This window comes from Xenorhabdus thuongxuanensis, assembly GCF_001908095.1.
Classification (GTDB): Bacteria; Pseudomonadota; Gammaproteobacteria; order Enterobacterales; family Enterobacteriaceae; genus Xenorhabdus; species Xenorhabdus thuongxuanensis.
The window spans coordinates 10801-30567 of the sequence record NZ_MKGR01000023.1 but is presented as its reverse complement, the minus strand read 5'-3'; the positions used below and the strand labels follow the sequence as shown (position 1 = coordinate 30567).

Below are 19767 nucleotides of genomic sequence, written 5' to 3'. Positions count from 1 at the left end.
AATTCAGGAGCCTGTCATTCGTTTATTTTGTCATTCTTGTTTCAGCATCATTAAGCGCAGCATCTATCGTCTGACGCCCACTGATAGTGTTAAGAACAGCGCTACGCATTGCGTACCAGAAGCTACTCATTTGGGAGATATTCGGCATAATTTCGCCGTTTTGGGCATTTGCCATCGTGGCAGCAATACGTGGATCTTTCGCCAGAATCTCCTGATAGGATTTCAAAGCCACCGCTCCTAACGGTTTATCTTTGTCTATCATTGCCAACCCTTCATTGGTAAGCAGGTAATTTTCCAAAAACTCTTTCGCTAATTCTTTATTAGGACTGGCCGCATTAATTCCCGCAGTTAAAATGCCAACAAAGGGTTTAGAGGGTTTTCCTTTAAAAGTGGGTAATAGGGTAACACCATAATTAATCTTACTTTTATCTACGTTCGCCCACGCCCAAGGACCATTAATCGTCATTGCTGTTTTGCCTTTATTAAAGGCAGCTTCGGCAATGGAGTAATCGATATCTGCATTGAGATGTTTGTTTTTGACTAAATCAACCAGAAATGTCATCCCCGCTTTAGAGCCTGCATTATTCACTCCGCTATCTTTAACATTATAAGTACCATTCTCTGCCTTAAAGGCATATCCGCCATCGGCAGCAATTAGTGGCCAAGTGAAATACGGTTCCTGCAAATTGAACATGATTGCGCTTTTATTTTGCTTTTTCAGCTCATTATCCAAGGCAGGGATTTCTTCCCATGTTTTAGGAGGAGATTTAATCAAGTCTTTATTGTAGATAAGAGAAAGGGCTTCAACTGCGACAGGATATCCTACCAATTTTCCGTCATAACGAACGGCATCCCACGTAAAGGGAAATAACTTATCAATAAACGACTTATCAGGAGTAATTTCAGCAACTAATCCTGATTGTGCATAACCACCAAAGCGATCATGTGCCCAGAAAATAATATCTGGCCCATCTCCACTGGCTGCAATTTGGGTATATTTTTCTTCCAGTTTGTCAGGATGCTCAACAGTGACAGGAATCCCCGTTTCTTTTGTAAATTTTTCACCAACCTGTGCTAGTCCGTTATAACCTTTATCACCATTGATCCAAATGACCAACTTTCCTTCTTCCGGCTTTGCAAAAGCCGAAGCAGACAATACACATGTTGTTAGAACGGAAAGCATCAGGGTACGAGTCCCTACTTTTGAAATTTTCTTGGTCATCATTCCGCCTTTTTCATTTGTTAGTTATTTATTAGTTCAAGATAATGCTCTTTGTTACATCGCGATAAAATGACACCAGTGTGCAATCAATGTAAGAAAGACTCATCCTCCCCAGTTCTACGCCTTATGCTGTATGAGTGTGAACTGGCTTACAAAAACAATTAGAATCAGAACGTTAATGCCAATATAGCGTCCTTTTTTGCGATTTAAATCACATCTTACCTGACAATTTTCTTCTTTCTTTCTCAATCACATTAAGCTCGTCCTCCTGACTCCTCCACCATCAAAAATTCTGGGATGGAGGATTTTCGCGCCTGTTATTTTATACACAATCCAGCCATCAGTTTTTCACTAAGTTTCCCGCTACGACAAATTAAAAAACGAAGACGAGTAGGAAACGAAAATGAACAAAAACTGAGGTGGCAAATCCGAGGGAGGGAACAAATGTCTAGCATCACATTCCGCAATGTATCTAAATCATATGGTGAAACTGTCATCTCCAAAGATCTTAATCTTGATATTCAGGAAGGGGAATTCGTCGTATTCGTCGGCCCATCAGGGTGTGGGAAATCGACACTGCTAAGGATGATCGCGGGATTGGAAGATATCACGTCCGGTGATTTACTGATAAACGGAAAGCGCGTGAATGATGTTCCACCAGCCAAACGCAGTGTCGGCATGGTTTTTCAATCTTACGCACTATATCCCCATCTCTCTGTTGCAGACAATATGTCATTCGGCATGAAGCTGGCAGGTGTCAAAAAAAGCGATATTCAAACGCGAGTGCAACAAGTTGCAGAAACCCTCCAGCTTGCACATCTTCTCGATCGACGTCCCAAGGCACTGTCCGGTGGTCAACGCCAGCGAGTCGCCATTGGCCGAACTCTCGTTGCTGAACCCAATATCTTTCTGCTGGATGAACCTCTTTCCAATCTGGATGCTGCCTTACGTGTTCAGATGAGAATTGAAATTTCACGTTTACACAAGCGACTACAACGTACAATGGTCTATGTCACTCATGACCAAACCGAAGCCATGACTCTGGCAGATAAGATTGTCGTTCTGGATGGGGGCAATATTGCTCAGGTTGGTAAGCCACTTGAAATTTATCACTATCCTGCCAATCGCTTTGTCGCAGGTTTCATTGGTTCACCAAAAATGAATTTCCTGCCAGTAAAAGTTTCAGCGATTGCTGTTGATCAAGTACAGATCATCCTGCCTAACGGCCAGCCTGTTTGGTTACCTGTTGAAAGCAAAGGACTAACTGTCGGTAGTAATGTATCTTTGGGAATTCGCCCCGAACATCTTTTGCCTAATGATGTAGCCGATGTTACGTTAGAGGGGACAGTACAGATCGTGGAACAACTGGGGAACGAAACCCAGATTCACATCCGCATACCTGCCATTCATCAAAATTTGGTTTACCGCCAACCTGATATTGTTCTCGTTAAAGAAGGTGCAGATTTCTCTATCGGACTAGCTCCTCACCGATGTCATCTTTTCCGTGAAGATGGAACTGCATGTCAGCGTTTACATAAAGAACCCGGAATCTAGATCCGCGGCCATAAAAAAATAACAGGAGAATTATTATGCGTATATTGTCTCTCTCATTGGCTATGCTAACTACTGGTTTATTATCCACGCAAGCTATCGCTGTTGATTTCCACGGCTATGCCCGTTCAGGCATTGGCTGGACAAGTAATGGTGGTGAGCAGAAATGTGCCAAAGTCACCGGAGCACCAAGTAAATACCGTCTTGGCAACGAATGTGAAACCTATGCTGAACTTAAGTTAGGGCAGGAGTTATGGAAAGAAGGTAATAAACGTTTCTATTTTGATACCAATTTAGCCTACTCCGTAAGTCAGCAAAAAGATTGGGAAGATACCAAACCTGGTTTTCGTGAAGTCAATGTGCAAGCAACTAATATCATTGATTGGTTGCCTGGTTCAACACTATGGGCCGGTAAACGTTTCTACCAGCGCCACGATGTACATATGATCGACTTCTATTATTGGGATATTTCCGGTCCAGGTGCAGGATTGGAAAATATTGACCTTGGTTTTGGTAAGCTCTCCTTCGCTGTAACCCGTAATACAGAAGAAGGTGGTTCATATGGATGGATTGATGATAAACGCAAGGACGCCCCAAATACTTCAAATGACATTTTTGATATACGGTTAGCCAACTTACCAGTTAATGCTGGCGGTACGCTGGAGTTTGGTATTGATTATGGGCGTGCCAATACACGTAAAGGATATCAGCTTAATAAACAAGCATCTAAAGACGGTGTGATGCTGACTGCCGAACATACCCAAAGCCTGTTAGGTGGTTTCAACAAATTTGTCTTACAGTACGCAACCGACGCTATGACTTCCAGCGGTAATGGGCGTGCCGAAGGTGCTAATGTGAATAATGACGGACATATGCTGCGCGTTCTGAATCATGGTGCCATTAGTATCACCAAGAAATGGGATCTCATGTATGCCGCCATGTATCAAGACATTGATCTCGACAATAACAATGGCAACACATGGTACACCGTGGGTATCCGCCCAATGTATAAGTGGACACCAATCATGAGTACCTTAATGGAAGTAGGTTATGATCATGTGAAGTCACAACGCACCAAAGCAAACAATGATCAGTTCAAAATCACTCTGGCTCAACAGTGGCAAGCAGGTGACAGCATATGGTCACGCCCTGCTATCCGTTTATTCACCACTTACTCCAAATGGAATGAAAAATGGGGCTATGGCGATGGCATTGCCTACCACGACACACCAGTACATCAATTCAGTCGTGGGAACAGCGATGAGTTTACATTTGGTGCCCAATTTGAGGCTTGGTGGTAATGAAAAAGCAATTACTCTCACTTTGCCTCAGTGCCCTACTCTGCAACATGATTCCGGCAGTGAGTTATGCCGCGTCAGATATCGCGCTGTCTGATACAGCAGCGTCCAGTATCGCAATAACTAATAGGGCAAAATCTGGCATAGAAACAACCAATGCTGCGCCAACTTTGCCTTTGTCAACCTTGCAGAAATTACAGTGGCAACCCATCAATACTCATGACACACAGACTATTATTCTTGAGAGCACATCACAGCAGCTTAATGATGGTCATATCCAAGGTGCGGTAGCCACATTTGCTTTACCAGCCAATCAAGGTTCATTGGAAATCACCCTGAACAGTCTGATAAAAGATAAGCAGGTATACTCACCGAATGTTTTAGTCTTTGATGAACAACTCCATCCTGCGGCCTTTTATCCAAGCCACTATTTCCGCTATCAACAACCAAGTATTATGTCCACCGATCGGCTTGAAGGAGTGTTAAAGCTAACACCAGCATTGGGGCAACAGCGAATCTATTTACTGATTTATACCACTCGTTCTGATTTACAAGCTTCGACACAAATGGTCGATCCTGCTAAGGCTTATGCTAAAGGTGTCGGTAATTCCGTGCCGGATATTCCAGATCCGATCGCTCGCCATACAGAAACAGGTACATTAACGTTAAAAGTGCAATCAGAAAACAATGCAGGCAATATCCTGATAGGCCAAGTATTTTCTTCACCTGCACCTAAACCAGTCACAGTTGGTTCTACACAAACAGTATCTACATCGCCGATAAGAACAACCCCGACTGATGCACCGCAATCTGCTGTCCTAGTAGTTAAACCTGTACTGAACGATACCGAACGGTATTTCAATGACGCTATCAAAAAAGCTATTAACAATGGTGATGTTGATAAGGCATTGAAACTGTTGGATGAAGCAGAACGACTAGGTTCCCCAACTGCACGAGAAACTTTTATCAAGGTGATAAAAAACAAAAAATAAATTGATTCATCAAATAATTATAGAGATATATTTAACTTAAGAGCCTAAGGGAATAGGCTCTTAACATGATAAAAATTCATCATTCTTCTCAGATAAGTTTTCATTACATATCCATACCATTGCTACCATTATATTTACCTAAAATAATCCATAATCCCTTTCTTATTCAGATAGCTTCTTATTTTCCTTCGACATTTAATAAACCCAGAAAATAAACATTAGTAACAATAAAACACTTATGGAAAGTAATGTAATAATAGCTTCCTTTATTATCCACGCAAAAAACTTGATAGTAAATTTTATGAGAATATAAAAAAACTCAAATATTACTCCCAAGAAATCCATCACTTTTATCCTCAGTAAAAAATCATCACATTAGGAATATTCTATTATTATTTATCAACTAAATGATGTTATATCCTATATTCAATTATTAAGCGATCCTAAAGACGTTAAATAGGATTTATTAGCAATCATTTTTGCCATTTTTTCAATCGGATCTGTACGCAATATATATAATCGTTTCAAAGAAAAGGGATTATCCCCCAACTTAACTTTTCCCTTTACCGTAGTGACAGCCAAATGAAACCCAGCTTGTTTAGCTGCTTTCATTGCTTTTAAATTATATCTACCAAAAGGATAAGAGAGATAAAGTACATGGGGATTTAATTGTGATAATGCCCGTCTGGAACGTCTGAAATCATACAGGATATTGTGATATGACCGACTTAATAGTATAGGCTGTTGATTCTTGCTAAAACGATGCAAGAAATGGGTATGAGACTGAAAATCAAATACATCTTGCATGGCATATAATTCTGGGAGGCTCAAGAATTGCAGGGTATCAGGATCCCATTTTTGCGGGTGGCGTTTAACTCTGGATGAAATAATAAAAAGTGTAGCTTTCTGATCATTCTCTTTCAAAATGGGATAGGCATAACGATAAACGGATTTCAACCCATCATCAAAGGTTAAGCCAACCACTTTTGCTGGCAAGTTAATGGAACCATTTAAATAGCCTTCTAATTCATAGAATGAAATTGTGGTATAACCTGCTCGCTTTAAATAAGCCATCTGCTCACGAAATGCAGCCAGGGATGTTGTTGTTGAGGTATGTAGAAAACGTTTAGTATCTTTAAGAACATGGTGATAAGTTAACAAAGGAATGCCATTGTCCAATTCAGCATCCCGATCACTAATGTAACCTAATCGATCACCCAAATTAATTTCGTACCAAGTATGGTGGAAAGGATCTTGTAATTTGTCTAAAACCGGATAGCGGAGATTTTCCATCAAAATTGCAATTGGTTGGCTATCCGTATCAGGTGCGCTATGGACTTGTACCATCTTAATTATTATCAAATTTTGGGAGGCTTTTTTATGCAGAGGATTGGTACTAAAGGGATTATTGGGGAACGCAGATTTCTTAATTTCCTTTAAATTTCCTTTAGCTATATAACCTATTCCATTTCCGAAATGAAACGCATAGTAACTACTCTTTTCACCTTCTTCTTCAGCAACTTTAAGTAATTGCCCTTTCCTGAATAACCCAACATTAATGATATGCTCACCTACCCAAGAATAGATTTTACTCTCTCTAGTCACCTCCATGTAATGATAACGCGGAAAATCGTGGGATTGCGATAAAACCGGATTAGAAAAACATATCAAAAATAATAAGAAACTCATTGTAATAACATAAATAATTCGTCTCATTTTAATTTTCCATCCAATAAAAAATGCCCTCTACCAGGAGAGGGCATTTCACGATTAGCTATACGATATAGGGTATGCTACACATCACGATTACTCGTTATCGCTGCTGCTACCAAAACCTGCATTCAACAATTCAGCAAGGTTTGCAGTGGCTTCGTCAACGCTAAATTGTGGTGCTTCAACCACTTCGTTTTCTTGACGACGACGGATGCGATCCTGATGGTAAGCATAACCTGTACCCGCCGGGATCAGGCGACCAACGATGACGTTCTCTTTCAAGCCACGCAGTTCATCACGTTTACCTGCAACAGCTGCCTCAGTCAGAACGCGAGTTGTTTCCTGGAACGATGCCGCAGAGATGAAGGATTCTGTTGCCAATGATGCCTTGGTGATACCCAACAGGTCACGCTGGAAGATAGCTGGTACTTTGCCATCCTGCTCCAGTTTACGGTTCGAAACCTTAACGCGTGCGTATTCAACCTGCTCACCTTCAAGGAATTCGGAACTACCCGCATTCGCAATAGTTGCTTTACGCAGCATCTGACGAACGATAACTTCAATGTGTTTATCGTTAATCTTAACGCCTTGCAGACGGTAAACTTCCTGTACTTCGTTAGTGATGTAACGAGCAACCGCGTGAACACCACGCAGGCGCAGAATGTCATGTGGAGATTCTGGACCATCGGAGATCACGTCACCACGTTCAACAACTTCACCTTCGAACACGTTGAGCTGACGCCATTTAGGGATCATCTCTTCGTAAGGTTCACCACCATCCAGTGGAGTAATTACCAGACGGCGCTTGCCCTTGGTTTCTTTACCGAAGGAAACGATACCGCTGATTTCTGCCAGAATAGCAGGCTCTTTCGGACGACGAGCTTCGAACAGATCCGCAACGCGTGGCAGACCACCGGTGATATCTTTAGTACCACCAGATTCCTGAGGAATACGCGCCAATGTATCACCCGCAGAGATGGACATACCATCTTCCAACTGAACAATCGCTTTACCCGGCAGGAAGTACTGAGCAGGCATATCTGTACCTGGGATCAGAACGTCGTTACCCTGAGCGTCTACGATTCTCAATGCTGGGCGCAAGTCTTTACCGCTACCGGTACGCTCTGCACTATCCAGAACCACCAGTGAAGACAGGCCAGTCAGTTCATCCGTCTGACGGGTAATGGTTTGACCATCAACCATGTCGTAGAACTGGATAATACCGGATACTTCACTCACGATTGGCATGGTGTGTGGATCCCAGTTCGCAACGGTTTCACCACCAGTCACTGTCTCACCATCACCTTTCGTCAATACCGAGCCGTAAGGTACTTTATAGCTCTCTTTGGTACGACCAAAATCGTCGATCAGACGCAATTCGGTATTACGAGAGGTAATAACCAGTTTGCTTGCTGAGTTCGTAACGAATTTCGCGTTGATTAGTTTCAGATGACCTTTGTTACGTACCTGAATGCTGGATTCTGCTGCCGCACGAGATGCCGCACCACCGATGTGGAACGTACGCATCGTCAACTGTGTACCTGGTTCACCGATTGATTGTGCTGCGATAACACCGATCGCTTCACCTTTGTTGATCAGGTGACCACGAGCAAGGTCACGGCCGTAACAGTTCGCACAAACACCGAAGTCAGTTTCACAACTTACTACGGAACGTACTTTCACGCTGTCAACGGAGTTCTCTTCTAACAGATCACACCATTTTTCGTTCAGCAATGTGTTACGTGGAACCAGAATGTCCGCTGTACCTGGTTTCAGGATGTCTTCTGCCGCTACACGTCCTAATACACGTTCACGCAGTGGCTCTTTAACATCACCACCTTCGATAACCGGAGTCATCAGGATGCCATCGAGAGTACCACAGTCATCTTCAGTTACTACCAAGTCTTGAGCAACATCAACCAGACGACGAGTCAGGTAACCGGAGTTCGCCGTTTTCAATGCGGTATCCGCAAGACCTTTACGAGCACCGTGGGTTGAGATGAAGTACTGGAGTACGTTCAAACCTTCACGGAAGTTCGCAGTAATTGGGGTTTCGATGATAGAGCCATCTGGCGTTGCCATCAGACCACGCATACCCGCCAACTGACGGATCTGAGCCGCAGAACCACGCGCACCAGAGTCAGCCATCATAAAGATATTGTTGAAAGAAACCTGCTGTTCTTCTTCACCGTCACGGTTAATAACCGTTTCAGTAGACAGGTTTTCCATCATCGCTTTGGCAACACGTTCATTTGCCGCAGCCCAGATATCGATAACCTTGTTATAGCGTTCGCCGGCAGTTACCAGACCTGACTGGAACTGTTCCTGAATTTCGGCCACTTCTGCTTCTGCTTCCGCGATGATGCCTTCTTTCTTCTCAGGAATGACCATGTCATCGATACCTACGGATACCCCGGAACGAGCAGCGTAAGCAAAACCGGTATACATAGTCTGGTCAGCTAAGATAACAGTTGGTTTCAAGCCCAATATGCGGTAACAAGTGTTCAGCATTCTGGAGATGGCTTTTTTACCCAACGGCTGGTTAATCAGTGAATATGGCAGGCCACGTGGCACAATCATCCACAGGATGGCACGACCGATAGTGGTATCAACCAAACCTGTGTTGATAGTCACGTTGCCTTCGCCATCTTTCACTTCTTCTGTGATACGAACTTTGACACGGGCATGCAGAGAAGCCAGACCTGCGCGGTATACGCGCTCTGCTTCTTTAGGACCGGTCAGAACCATGCCTTCGCCTTTCGCATTAACACAGTCACGGGTCATGTAGTACAGACCCAATACAACGTCCTGAGATGGAACGATGATTGGTTCACCGCTCGCTGGAGACAGGATGTTGTTGGTAGACATCATCAACGCACGCGCTTCCAACTGGGCTTCCAGAGTCAACGGTACGTGAACAGCCATCTGGTCACCGTCGAAGTCGGCGTTATATGCCGCACACACGAGTGGGTGCAACTGAATAGCTTTACCTTCGATCAGAACGGGTTCAAATGCCTGAATACCCAAACGGTGAAGGGTTGGTGCACGGTTCAGCAGAACTGGATGCTCACGGATGACTTCATCCAGGATATCCCATACAACAGCTTCTTCACGCTCAACCATTTTCTTGGCGGCTTTGATAGTCGTCGCCAGGCCACGCAGTTCCAGTTTGCCGTAAATAAATGGCTTGAACAGTTCCAGTGCCATCTTCTTAGGAAGACCACACTGATGCAGACGCAGGTATGGACCTACGGTAATTACAGAACGGCCTGAGTAATCAACACGTTTACCCAGCAAGTTCTGACGGAAACGACCCTGTTTACCCTTGATCATATCTGCCAGGGATTTCAGAGGACGCTTGTTAGAACCGGTAATCGCACGACCGCGACGACCGTTATCCAGCAGAGCATCAACCGCTTCCTGCAACATACGTTTTTCGTTACGTACGATGATATCTGGCGCAGCCAGATCCAACAGGCGCTTCAAACGGTTATTACGGTTAATAACGCGACGATACAGATCGTTCAGATCTGAAGTTGCGAAACGGCCGCCATCCAGTGGAACCAGTGGACGCAAATCCGGTGGCAGAACTGGCAGAACGGTCAGAACCATCCACTCTGGTTTGTTGCCAGACTGAATGAAGGCTTCCAGCAGTTTAATACGCTTGGTCAACTTTTTACGCTTGGTTTCAGAGTTGGTTTCATTCAGCTCTTCACGCAAGACTTCACATTCGTTTTCCAAGTCGATGTTTTTCAGCAAAGCCTGGATTGCTTCTGCACCCATTTTTGCATCAAATTCATCACCGAACTCCTCCAGGGCATCCAGATACTGCTCTTCAGTCAGGATTTGACTACGCTCAAGGCTGGTCATGCCGCCTTCAACAACCACATAGGATTCGAAGTACAGGACGCGTTCAATGTCACGCAGAGGCATATCCAGCAATAAACCGATGCGGGATGGCAGAGATTTCAGGAACCAGATGTGAGCAGTTGGAGATGCCAGCTCAATGTGACCCATACGATCACGACGAACTTTAGTCTGGGTGACTTCAACGCCACATTTCTCACAAATCACACCACGGTGTTTCAATCGCTTGTATTTACCACACAAGCATTCGTAATCTTTTACTGGCCCGAAAATACGCGCACAGAAAAGACCGTCACGCTCAGGCTTGAACGTACGGTAGTTAATAGTTTCCGGCTTTTTTACTTCTCCGAATGACCACGAACGGATCATATCTGGAGAGGCCAGAGCAATTTTGATCGCATCAAACTCTTCGGTCTTAGTTTGCGCTTTCAGAAACTTCAATAAGTCTTTCACGAAATGGCTCCTGTCGGAGTTAGACCTGTTAGGTGAGTGGCCCATGCCACTCCCCTCTATAACCAGTATAACCACTGGGACCAGTACAACCACTGGCTGGTAAACCGCCCGACATTCTTATGTTTCAACATACAGCCGGGCAGTACCAGTGGGAAAACGATTTATTCGTCTTCCAGCTCGATGTTGATACCCAACGAACGGATTTCTTTCAACAATACGTTGAAAGATTCCGGCATGCCTGGTTCCATCTGGTGGTTACCATCCACGATGTTTTTATACATCTTGGTTCGACCGTTAACATCGTCAGATTTAACGGTGAGCATTTCTTGCAGGGTGTACGCCGCACCGTATGCTTCCAATGCCCACACTTCCATCTCACCGAAGCGCTGTCCACCGAACTGTGCCTTACCACCCAACGGCTGCTGAGTAACCAGACTATAAGAACCGGTAGAACGGGCGTGCATCTTGTCATCAACCAAGTGGTTCAATTTCAGCATGTACATGTAACCAACGGTTACCTGACGCTCGAATTGTTCACCTGTACGGCCGTCGAACAGAGTGATTTGACCGGAAGTCGGCAAGCCGCCCAGTTTCAACAACTCTTTGATTTCGGTCTCTTTTGCACCATCAAAGACAGGTGTTGCGATAGGCATACCTTTTCTCAGGTTTTCTGCCAGACGCATCACTTCTTCATCGGTGAAGGTGCTCAAGTCAACTTTCTGACGGGTATCATCACCCAGATCATAAGCTTTCTGGATGAATTCACGCAGTTTGGCAACTTCTTGCTGCTGTTTCAGCATCGCATTGATCTTGTCACCAATACCTTTCGCCGCCATGCCCAAGTGAGTTTCCAGAATCTGACCGATGTTCATACGTGATGGTACGCCCAGCGGGTTCAGTACGATGTCCACTGGTGTGCCGTTTTCATCGTAAGGCATGTCTTCGATTGGGTTGATCTTGGAGATAACACCTTTGTTACCGTGACGACCTGCCATCTTGTCACCAGGCTGGATCTGGCGTTTCACAGCCAGATACACTTTGACAATTTTCAGCACGCCTGGTGCCAGATCGTCGCCCTGAGTGATCTTACGGCGTTTAGCATCCAGTTTTTTCTCGAACTCTACTTTCAGTTCGTCATACTGTTCTGCCAACTGCTCCAACTGATTTTGTTTTTCTTCATCAGCCAGGCCCAGCTCCAACCAACGCTCACGAGGAAGTTTGCTGAGTTTTTCCGCTTCAACGCCACCGGCAACCAGTACAGAGTGAATACGAGCAAACAGGCCAGCTTCGAAAATTTGCAGTTCTTCTGTCAGGTCTTTTTTAGCCTCACGCAACTGCATCTCTTCGATTTCCAACGCACGCTTGTCTTTTTCTACGCCATCACGGGTAAAGACTTGTACGTCGATAACAGTACCAGAAACACCGTTTGGTACGCGCAGTGAGGAGTCTTTCACATCAGACGCTTTCTCACCGAAAATCGCACGCAACAGTTTTTCTTCTGGAGTCAACTGAGTTTCACCTTTCGGTGTCACCTTACCAACCAGAATGTCGCCACCTTTCACTTCCGCACCGATATAAACGATACCGGATTCGTCCAGTTTAGACAGGGCAGCTTCACCCACGTTAGGGATGTCAGCAGTAATCTCTTCAGGCCCCAGTTTAGTGTCGCGAGACACACAAGCCAGTTCTTGAATGTGAATGGTGGTGAAACGGTCTTCCTGAACAACACGCTCAGATACGAGGATGGAGTCCTCGAAGTTATAACCATTCCAAGGCATGAACGCCACGCGCATGTTCTGACCCAGTGCCAGTTCACCCAAGTCAGTGGATGGACCATCAGCCAGCACGTCACCGCGTTCTACCAGTTCGCCCAAAAAAACACATGGTGTCTGGTTGATGCAGGTGTTTTGGTTTGAGCGGGTATATTTGGTCAGGTTATAGATATCAATGCCCGCTTCACCCGCGTACATTTCATCTTCGTTAACCTTGATAACGATACGAGATGCGTCAACGTACTGAACTACACCGCCACGTTTAGCAACAGAGGTTACACCGGAGTCAACCGCTACCGCACGCTCCATACCTGTTCCGACCAGCGGTTTATCAGCGCGCAAAGTTGGAACCGCCTGACGTTGCATGTTAGCACCCATCAATGCACGGTTGGCGTCATCGTGTTCAAGGAATGGGATCAGAGAAGCACCGACGGACACGATCTGTTGTGTCGAAACGTCCATGTACTGAACCTGATCACGGTTGAACAAGCTGGATTCATCGTAATGACGGCAAGTTACCAATTCTTCAACGAAATGGCCTTCTTCATCCAATACGGTGTTCGCCTGAGCAATGACGTAGTTACCTTCTTCGATTGCTGACAGGTAGTGGATCTCATCAGTCACTACACCATCACGAACCAAGCGGTAAGGTGTTTCAAGGAAGCCATACTCATTGGTACGCGCATAGACGGACAATGAGTTAATCAAACCGATGTTTGGACCTTCAGGTGTTTCGATTGGACATACACGGCCATAGTGAGTTGGGTGTACGTCTCGAACTTCAAAGCCTGCACGCTCACGGGTCAGACCGCCTGGACCCAACGCAGAAATACGGCGTTTATGGGTGATTTCAGACAGTGGGTTGTTCTGGTCCATGAACTGGGACAACTGGCTCGAACCAAAGAACTCTTTTACCGCCGCAGAAATTGGTTTGGCGTTGATCATGTCCTGTGGCATCAGGGTATCTAGATCGCCCAGAGACAAACGCTCTTTCACTGCACGTTCTACACGAACCAGACCGACGCGGAACTGGTTTTCAGCCATTTCACCAACGGAACGGATACGACGGTTGCCCAAATGGTCGATATCGTCGACTTCACCTTTACCGTTACGGATATCGATGAGCTTTTTCATCACATCAATGATGTCTTCTTTGCTCAGGATACCGGAACCTTCAACCTCGTCACGATCCAGTGAACGGTTGAACTTCATACGACCAACCGCAGACAGATCATAACGATCTTCAGAGAAGAACAGGTTCTCAAACAGGTTTTCTGCGGCTTCGCGTGTTGGTGGTTCACCCGGACGCATCATGCGATAGATTTCAACCAGTGCGCTCAGGCGATCATTGGTTGGGTCAACACGCAGGGTTTCGGAAATATAAGCGCCGTGGTCCAGATCATTGGTAAACAGGGTCTCGATAGATTTGTAACCAGCCTGACTTAAACGGGCCAACAGATCCAAAGAGAGTTCCATGTTAGCAGCACAGATGATTTCACCTGTGTTCTGGTCGATGTAATCTTTTGCTACAACTTTACCCGCGATATATTCAACAGGCACCTCAATACGGTCTACCTGTTCTTTTTCTAACTGGCGGATATGACGAGCTGTGATACGACGGCCTTTTTCAACATAAACTTTGCCGTTTGCTTCGATATCAAATGAAGCAGTCTCGCCACGCAGACGTTCTGGAACCAGCATCATCTGCAATTTATTGTCGCGAATTTCGAAAACGGTTTTTTTGAAGAACAGATTCAGAATGTCTTCAGAGGAATAATCCATCGCGCGCAGAATAATCGAAGCCGGCAACTTACGGCGGCGGTCGATACGCACAAACAGGTTATCTTTTGGATCAAATTCGAAATCTAACCACGAACCACGGTAAGGGATGATACGTGCATTATACAGTACCTTACCGGATGAATGGGTTTTACCCTTATCGCTATCAAAGAAAACGCCTGGGCTACGATGCAACTGAGATACGATAACGCGCTCAGTACCGTTGATAACGAAAGTCCCGTTATCAGTCATGAGTGGAATTTCACCCATGTAGACTTCTTGTTCTTTGATGTCCTTAACTGTGCCTTCTGGCGCTTCGCGCTCATAGATCACCAGACGCAACTTAACGCGCAGAGGTGCGGAGAACGTCACGCCACGGATCTGACACTCTTTAACATCAAAGACTGGTTCGCCAAGACGGTAGCTTACATATTGCAGCTCTGAATTGCCGCTGTAGCTCTGAATTGGAAACACTGAACGGAAGGCCGCTTCCAGACCATTTTGGCCTTCAGGATCTTGCTCGATAAACTTCTGGAACGAGTCAAGTTGGATAGAAAGAAGGTATGGAACATCCAAAACTTGTGGACGTTTACCAAAATCCTTACGAATACGTTTTTTCTCGGTATAGGAGTAAACCATAGGGTTCCTCAGCTCGCTGATAAGTGACCCACTCTGTCCGCCCTTAAGGACAGCACTCTGCAACACTATTTTTTTCGAACAGAAAACAGAATATTTTCCGTAATACTCATTACTATTACTCTTAAATCATTTCATTGCGTTACCTTACTACCGAGCTACCCGAGTGGATCGTAGCTGAGAACGCAGTATATTAAGTCGTCAATAGGAAGAAGTATTTTGGGTTTATTAGCAGCCAAACAGTGTGAAATGCTACTAACTCCCTATTAATGCCTTTCAGGCAAATCTGATTTTCAGACAATGCCCTTACAGCGCAAAAAGGCTGGCGATTAAAAAATCGCCAGCCGCCAGCCTTGAAAAATCAGGCTGCGAACTTCAAACAGATCTTACTTGATCTCAACAGAAGCACCTGCTTCTTCCAGAGATTTTTTCAGAGCTTCAGCGTCGTCTTTGCTGATGCCTTCTTTCAGAGCTGCTGGTGCGCTTTCAACCAGGTCTTTCGCTTCTTTCAGACCCAAGCCAGTTGCGCCACGTACTGCTTTGATTACAGCAACTTTGTTAGCACCAGCGCCAGTCAGGATTACGTCGAATTCAGTTTTTTCTTCAACGGCTTCAGCAGCACCACCAACTACAGCTACAGCTGCAGCAGCAGAAACGCCGAATTTTTCTTCCATCATGCTGATCAGTTCAACAACGTCCATTACAGACATTTCTGCAACTGCGTCCAGAATTTGTTCTTTAGTGATAGACATAACAAGTGTTCCTAAAATTCAGAAAAAATTTATACGTTAAAAAGCAACGAAGGAAATAAGCAATTAAGCAGCTTCTTTCTGATCGCGTAGCGCAGCCAGAGTGCGAACCAGTTTGCCTGCAGCGGCTTCTTTCATGGTTGACATCAGGCGTGCGATTGCTTCTTCGTAAGTTGGGAGTGTTGCCAGACGATCGATGTTGCTCGCTGGAATAAACTCACCTTCAAAGGCTGCTGCTTTAATCTCGAATGCTGGGTTCGCTTTCGCGAAATCTTTGAACAGACGAGCAGCTGCGCCCGGATGTTCATTAGAAAAAGCAATCAAGGTTGGACCAACAAACGCTTCTTTCAGGCACTCAAATTCAGTACCTTCAACAGCACGGCGCATCAGAGTGTTACGAACAACACGCATATAAACGCCAGCTTCGCGACCTGCTTTACGCAGTTCAGTCATTTTATCTACGGTAACGCCGCGAGAATCCGCAACAACCGCAGACAGCGCGCCTTTGGCTACTTCGCTGACTTCAGCAACAATCGCTTGTTTGTCTTGAAGATTTAGTGCCATTAGCTTCTTGCTCCTGGATTAACCGGGCAAACCCGGGACTCACTTCACTCAGAACACCAAATGTGCCTGAGCGCTGAAACACGGTGAGCAGAATCCAGAAAATAAATTTCATTTGGCTCTGTCACCGTCTACGCAGGATATTAAGTAAGTAATCACTTATCTTACGCCTGCGGTCTTGGACGGGGCTTGGATTAGGCCAAGCTCCAACCGAAAACTTGTTATTTGCCGATACTACCTTATTTTTCGAAGGCTGTGTGTTATAAAACACACTGATCAGGCAAATTTGAAGCGTCAGATTTTAGACAAATCTGACGCTAAGGTAAAGCGTTATTCTCAGCTTAAATCATTAAACTGATGCGTTCAGACTAGACTGGTCGATCGCAACACCTGCACCCATGGTAGTAGACAAGCTAACTTTCTTAACGAAAACGCCTTTAGCAGAAGATGGTTTAGCTTTTTTCAGCGCAACCAGCAGAGCTTCCAGGTTTTCTTTCAGTTTATCAGCTTCGAAGTCAACTTTACCGATAGTGGTGTGGATGATACCGTTCTTGTCGTTACGGTAACGAACCTGACCCGCTTTAGCGTTCTGTACAGCTTCAGCAACGTTAGGAGTTACAGTACCTACTTTCGGGTTTGGCATCAGACCACGTGGGCCCAGGATTTGACCCAGTTGGCCAACAACGCGCATTGCATCTGGAGATGCGATAACAACGTCGAAGTCCATCTCGCCTTTCTTAACCAATTCAGCCAGATCTTCCATACCTACCAGTTCAGCGCCAGCAGCTTTAGCCGCTTCAGCGTTTGCACCCTGAGTAAATACAGCAACACGTACTGAACGGCCAGTACCGTGTGGCAGTACAGTTGCACCACGAACGTTCTGGTCAGATTTACGAGCATCAATGCCAAGATTAACAGCTACGTCAACGCTTTCTACGAATTTAGCAGTAGCCAGTTCTTTCAGCAGAGTAACAGCTTCGTTGATGTCATATTGTTTAGTTGCATCAACTTTTTCACGGATAGTGCGCATGCGCTTGGTCAGTTTAGCCATTGATTAATCCTCCACTACCAGGCCCATGGAACGAGCAGTACCTTCGATTGAACGCATCATCGCGTCAACGTCAGCACCAGTCATATCCGCAGCTTTAGTTTCAGCAATTTCACGAATCTGAGCGCTGGTTACTTTACCAACTTTATCTTTGTTCGGTTTGCCAGAACCAGATTTGATGCCTGCTGCTTTTTTCAGCAGAACAGCCGCTGGTGGGGTTTTGGTAACGAAAGTGAAAGAACGGTCTGCGTAAACAGTAATAACAACTGGAATTGGCAAGCCTTTCTCAATGCTTTCAGTTTTAGCATTGAACGCTTTACAGAATTCCATGATGTTAACACCCTGCTGACCCAGAGCTGGACCAACTGGTGGGCTTGGGTTAGCCATACCAGCTGCAACTTGCAGCTTAACGTAGGCTTGTACTTTCTTAGCCATTTATCTTTTCCTCTATGTGGGTTTTATCGCCTCAAAATGAGGCTCCCCTGACGATTTGAACCCCGTCTAAAAGACCAGGTTACTTAAAACTATTACCTAACCTAATATTTATCTAAGTATCATCTAAAAATGATGCCTGGATAAAAAATAAAAGGCGCGAAATTGTATGCTAATTTCACACCCTTTGCAAGCAGAGACGCTTACTTCATCACCAGGTTAAACTTTCTCTACCTGGCTGAAATCCAGCTCAACAGGGGTAGCACGACCAAAGATAGAAACCGATACTTTCAAGCGGCTCTTCTCATAATCGACTTCTTCCACCACACCATTGAAGTCTGCAAACGGACCATCGCTGACTCGAACCATTTCGCCTGGTTCGAACAGAGTTTTTGGCCGTGGTTTATCACCAACCTGTTGAAGACGATTCATGATCGCATCAACTTCTTTATCGCTGATTGGTGCTGGGCGGTCAGAAGTACCACCGATAAAACCCATTACGCGAGGTACACTGCGAACCAAATGCCAAGTCGCATCGTTCATTACCATCTGTACCAAGACATAGCCAGGGAAGAATTTACGCTCGCTTTTACGGCGCTGGCCACTACGGATCTCAACAACCTCTTCTGTCGGCACCATCACTTCGCCAAAAGAATCTTCCATCTCTTGTAATTTGATATGTTCACGCAGAGATTGAGCGACGCGACCTTCAAACCCAGAAAATGCCTGGATGACATACCAACGCTTTTTTGGGGATTCAGACATTTTTAAAACCTCAGGCCTGTAATAAATGAAACTAAACGCACCAAAATACCATCAAGCCCCCATAAGATAAGAGACATGACAGCCGTCACAGCTGCAACAATTAAAGTCGTATGCAGTGCTTCCTGGCGAGTTGGCCAAATGACTTTACGCATTTCAATGCGGGCTTCACGGGCAAAGGCTAATGCAGCCTTACCTTTTACAGTCCACAATGCAACTGCTCCTGCAAGGGCAACAATAGCAACCACGGCTATCGCGCGCAGAGGCAGGTTATACTCTCGGTAATAGTAATTACCCACAATAGCAACCACCAGTAGCACTGCCACCAATAGCCATTTTGCTATATCAAGACCACGCCCGCTTTCTTGAGCATCGCTATTCGCACTCATAAACCAACCTGTAACTATATGTAAGTAACTATGATGTAAATAGATAGCCAGCTTGCCTCGCAAGAGCAAAACAAATCAGACCGAACCCAAAGATAATTGTAATTGTATCTGACTCGGCACCATAATTCAGCAGGACTTTTGTATATCAATGATATCTAAGCCCATCCGTTGTATCAGAGCCTATCTCACCAATAATTAAGAATAGCAATCAAATAGCAATTTATCTGCCATTAATTGACCAATAATGAACAACTATTGATGAGATAGGTTCTTCTTAAGACAACGTGTAAAAAGGGCATCTATCGATGCCCTTCCAAAATGAACACATTAAAAAAATTATGCGATCACTTTAGCAACAACACCGGCGCCTACAGTACGGCCACCTTCACGGATTGCGAAACGCAGACCTTCGTCCATAGCGATTGGTGCAATCAGATTAACTACCATGTTGATGTTGTCACCTGGCATTACCATCTCTACGCCTTCTGGCAGTTCGATAGTACCGGTTACGTCAGTGGTACGGAAGTAGAACTGTGGACGGTA

Annotated in this window: 14 protein-coding genes; 3 read left to right on the top strand and 11 right to left on the bottom strand. The window is 45.0% G+C overall.

Going from position 1 to position 19767, the window contains the following annotated elements; genetic code table 11:
• Positions 1–22: 22 nt before the first annotated feature.
• Positions 23–1222 carry a maltose/maltodextrin ABC transporter substrate-binding protein MalE gene (gene malE, locus Xentx_RS14025; RefSeq protein ID WP_074020856.1) on the bottom strand — a complete coding sequence of 400 codons (1200 nt, stop codon included), beginning with the start codon at positions 1220–1222 and terminating at the stop codon, positions 23–25.
• Between the two features lie 444 nt (positions 1223–1666).
• Here malE and malK point away from each other — a divergent pair, with 444 nt between their 5' ends.
• Genes malK through malM form a run of 3 tightly spaced genes read left to right on the top strand, consistent with a single transcriptional unit; the run spans position 1667 to position 5063 of the window.
• Positions 1667–2776 (top strand): maltose/maltodextrin ABC transporter ATP-binding protein MalK, encoded by a 1110-nt coding sequence (gene malK, locus Xentx_RS14020; protein ID WP_074020854.1) that lies wholly within the window; start codon positions 1667–1669, stop codon positions 2774–2776.
• Between the two features lie 35 nt (positions 2777–2811).
• The gene (locus tag Xentx_RS14015) at positions 2812–4074 is read left to right on the top strand and encodes a maltoporin (protein WP_074020853.1); all 1263 of its coding nucleotides are present in this window, start codon (positions 2812–2814) and stop codon (positions 4072–4074) included.
• The gene (gene malM / locus Xentx_RS14010; protein WP_074020851.1) at positions 4074–5063 is read left to right on the top strand and encodes a maltose operon protein MalM; all 990 of its coding nucleotides are present in this window, start codon (positions 4074–4076) and stop codon (positions 5061–5063) included. Before Xentx_RS14015 ends, malM begins: the two co-directional genes overlap by 1 nt.
• A gap of 426 nt (positions 5064–5489) precedes the next feature.
• On the opposite strand, the gene Xentx_RS14005 is transcribed toward malM, so the two are convergent.
• The 10 genes from Xentx_RS14005 to Xentx_RS13960 all read right to left on the bottom strand — a co-directional run.
• Positions 5490–6779, bottom strand: coding sequence for a polysaccharide deacetylase family protein (locus Xentx_RS14005; RefSeq protein ID WP_083600977.1), 1290 nt, complete (start codon positions 6777–6779; stop codon positions 5490–5492).
• Between the two features lie 90 nt (positions 6780–6869).
• Positions 6870–11096, bottom strand: a complete 4227-nt coding sequence (gene rpoC, locus Xentx_RS14000; RefSeq protein WP_074020849.1) for a DNA-directed RNA polymerase subunit beta' — start codon at positions 11094–11096, stop codon at positions 6870–6872.
• A 161-nt stretch (positions 11097–11257) separates the two neighbouring features.
• Entirely contained in the window at positions 11258–15286 is a 4029-nt protein-coding gene (rpoB, locus tag Xentx_RS13995) for a DNA-directed RNA polymerase subunit beta (protein ID WP_074020847.1), read from the bottom strand.
• A gap of 383 nt (positions 15287–15669) precedes the next feature.
• Positions 15670–16035 (bottom strand): 50S ribosomal protein L7/L12, encoded by a 366-nt coding sequence (rplL, locus tag Xentx_RS13990; protein WP_045972989.1) that lies wholly within the window; start codon positions 16033–16035, stop codon positions 15670–15672.
• Between the two features lie 63 nt (positions 16036–16098).
• Positions 16099–16596 carry a 50S ribosomal protein L10 gene (rplJ, locus tag Xentx_RS13985; RefSeq protein ID WP_074020846.1) on the bottom strand — a complete coding sequence of 166 codons (498 nt, stop codon included), beginning with the start codon at positions 16594–16596 and terminating at the stop codon, positions 16099–16101.
• A 346-nt stretch (positions 16597–16942) separates the two neighbouring features.
• Positions 16943–17644 (bottom strand): 50S ribosomal protein L1, encoded by a 702-nt coding sequence (rplA, locus tag Xentx_RS13980; RefSeq protein WP_074020844.1) that lies wholly within the window; start codon positions 17642–17644, stop codon positions 16943–16945.
• 3 nt (positions 17645–17647) lie between these two features.
• Positions 17648–18076, bottom strand: a complete 429-nt coding sequence (rplK, locus tag Xentx_RS13975; protein WP_074020842.1) for a 50S ribosomal protein L11 — start codon at positions 18074–18076, stop codon at positions 17648–17650.
• Between the two features lie 216 nt (positions 18077–18292).
• On the bottom strand, positions 18293–18838 hold the full coding sequence (gene nusG, locus Xentx_RS13970; RefSeq protein WP_045959649.1) for a transcription termination/antitermination protein NusG: 546 nt from the start codon (positions 18836–18838) through the stop codon (positions 18293–18295).
• Between the two features lie 2 nt (positions 18839–18840).
• Positions 18841–19224 carry a preprotein translocase subunit SecE gene (gene secE / locus Xentx_RS13965; RefSeq protein WP_074020841.1) on the bottom strand — a complete coding sequence of 128 codons (384 nt, stop codon included), beginning with the start codon at positions 19222–19224 and terminating at the stop codon, positions 18841–18843.
• A 336-nt stretch (positions 19225–19560) separates the two neighbouring features.
• Positions 19561–19767 (bottom strand): EF-Tu C-terminal domain-related protein (locus Xentx_RS13960; RefSeq protein WP_479688423.1); only part of this gene is annotated, 207 nt, incomplete at its 5' end.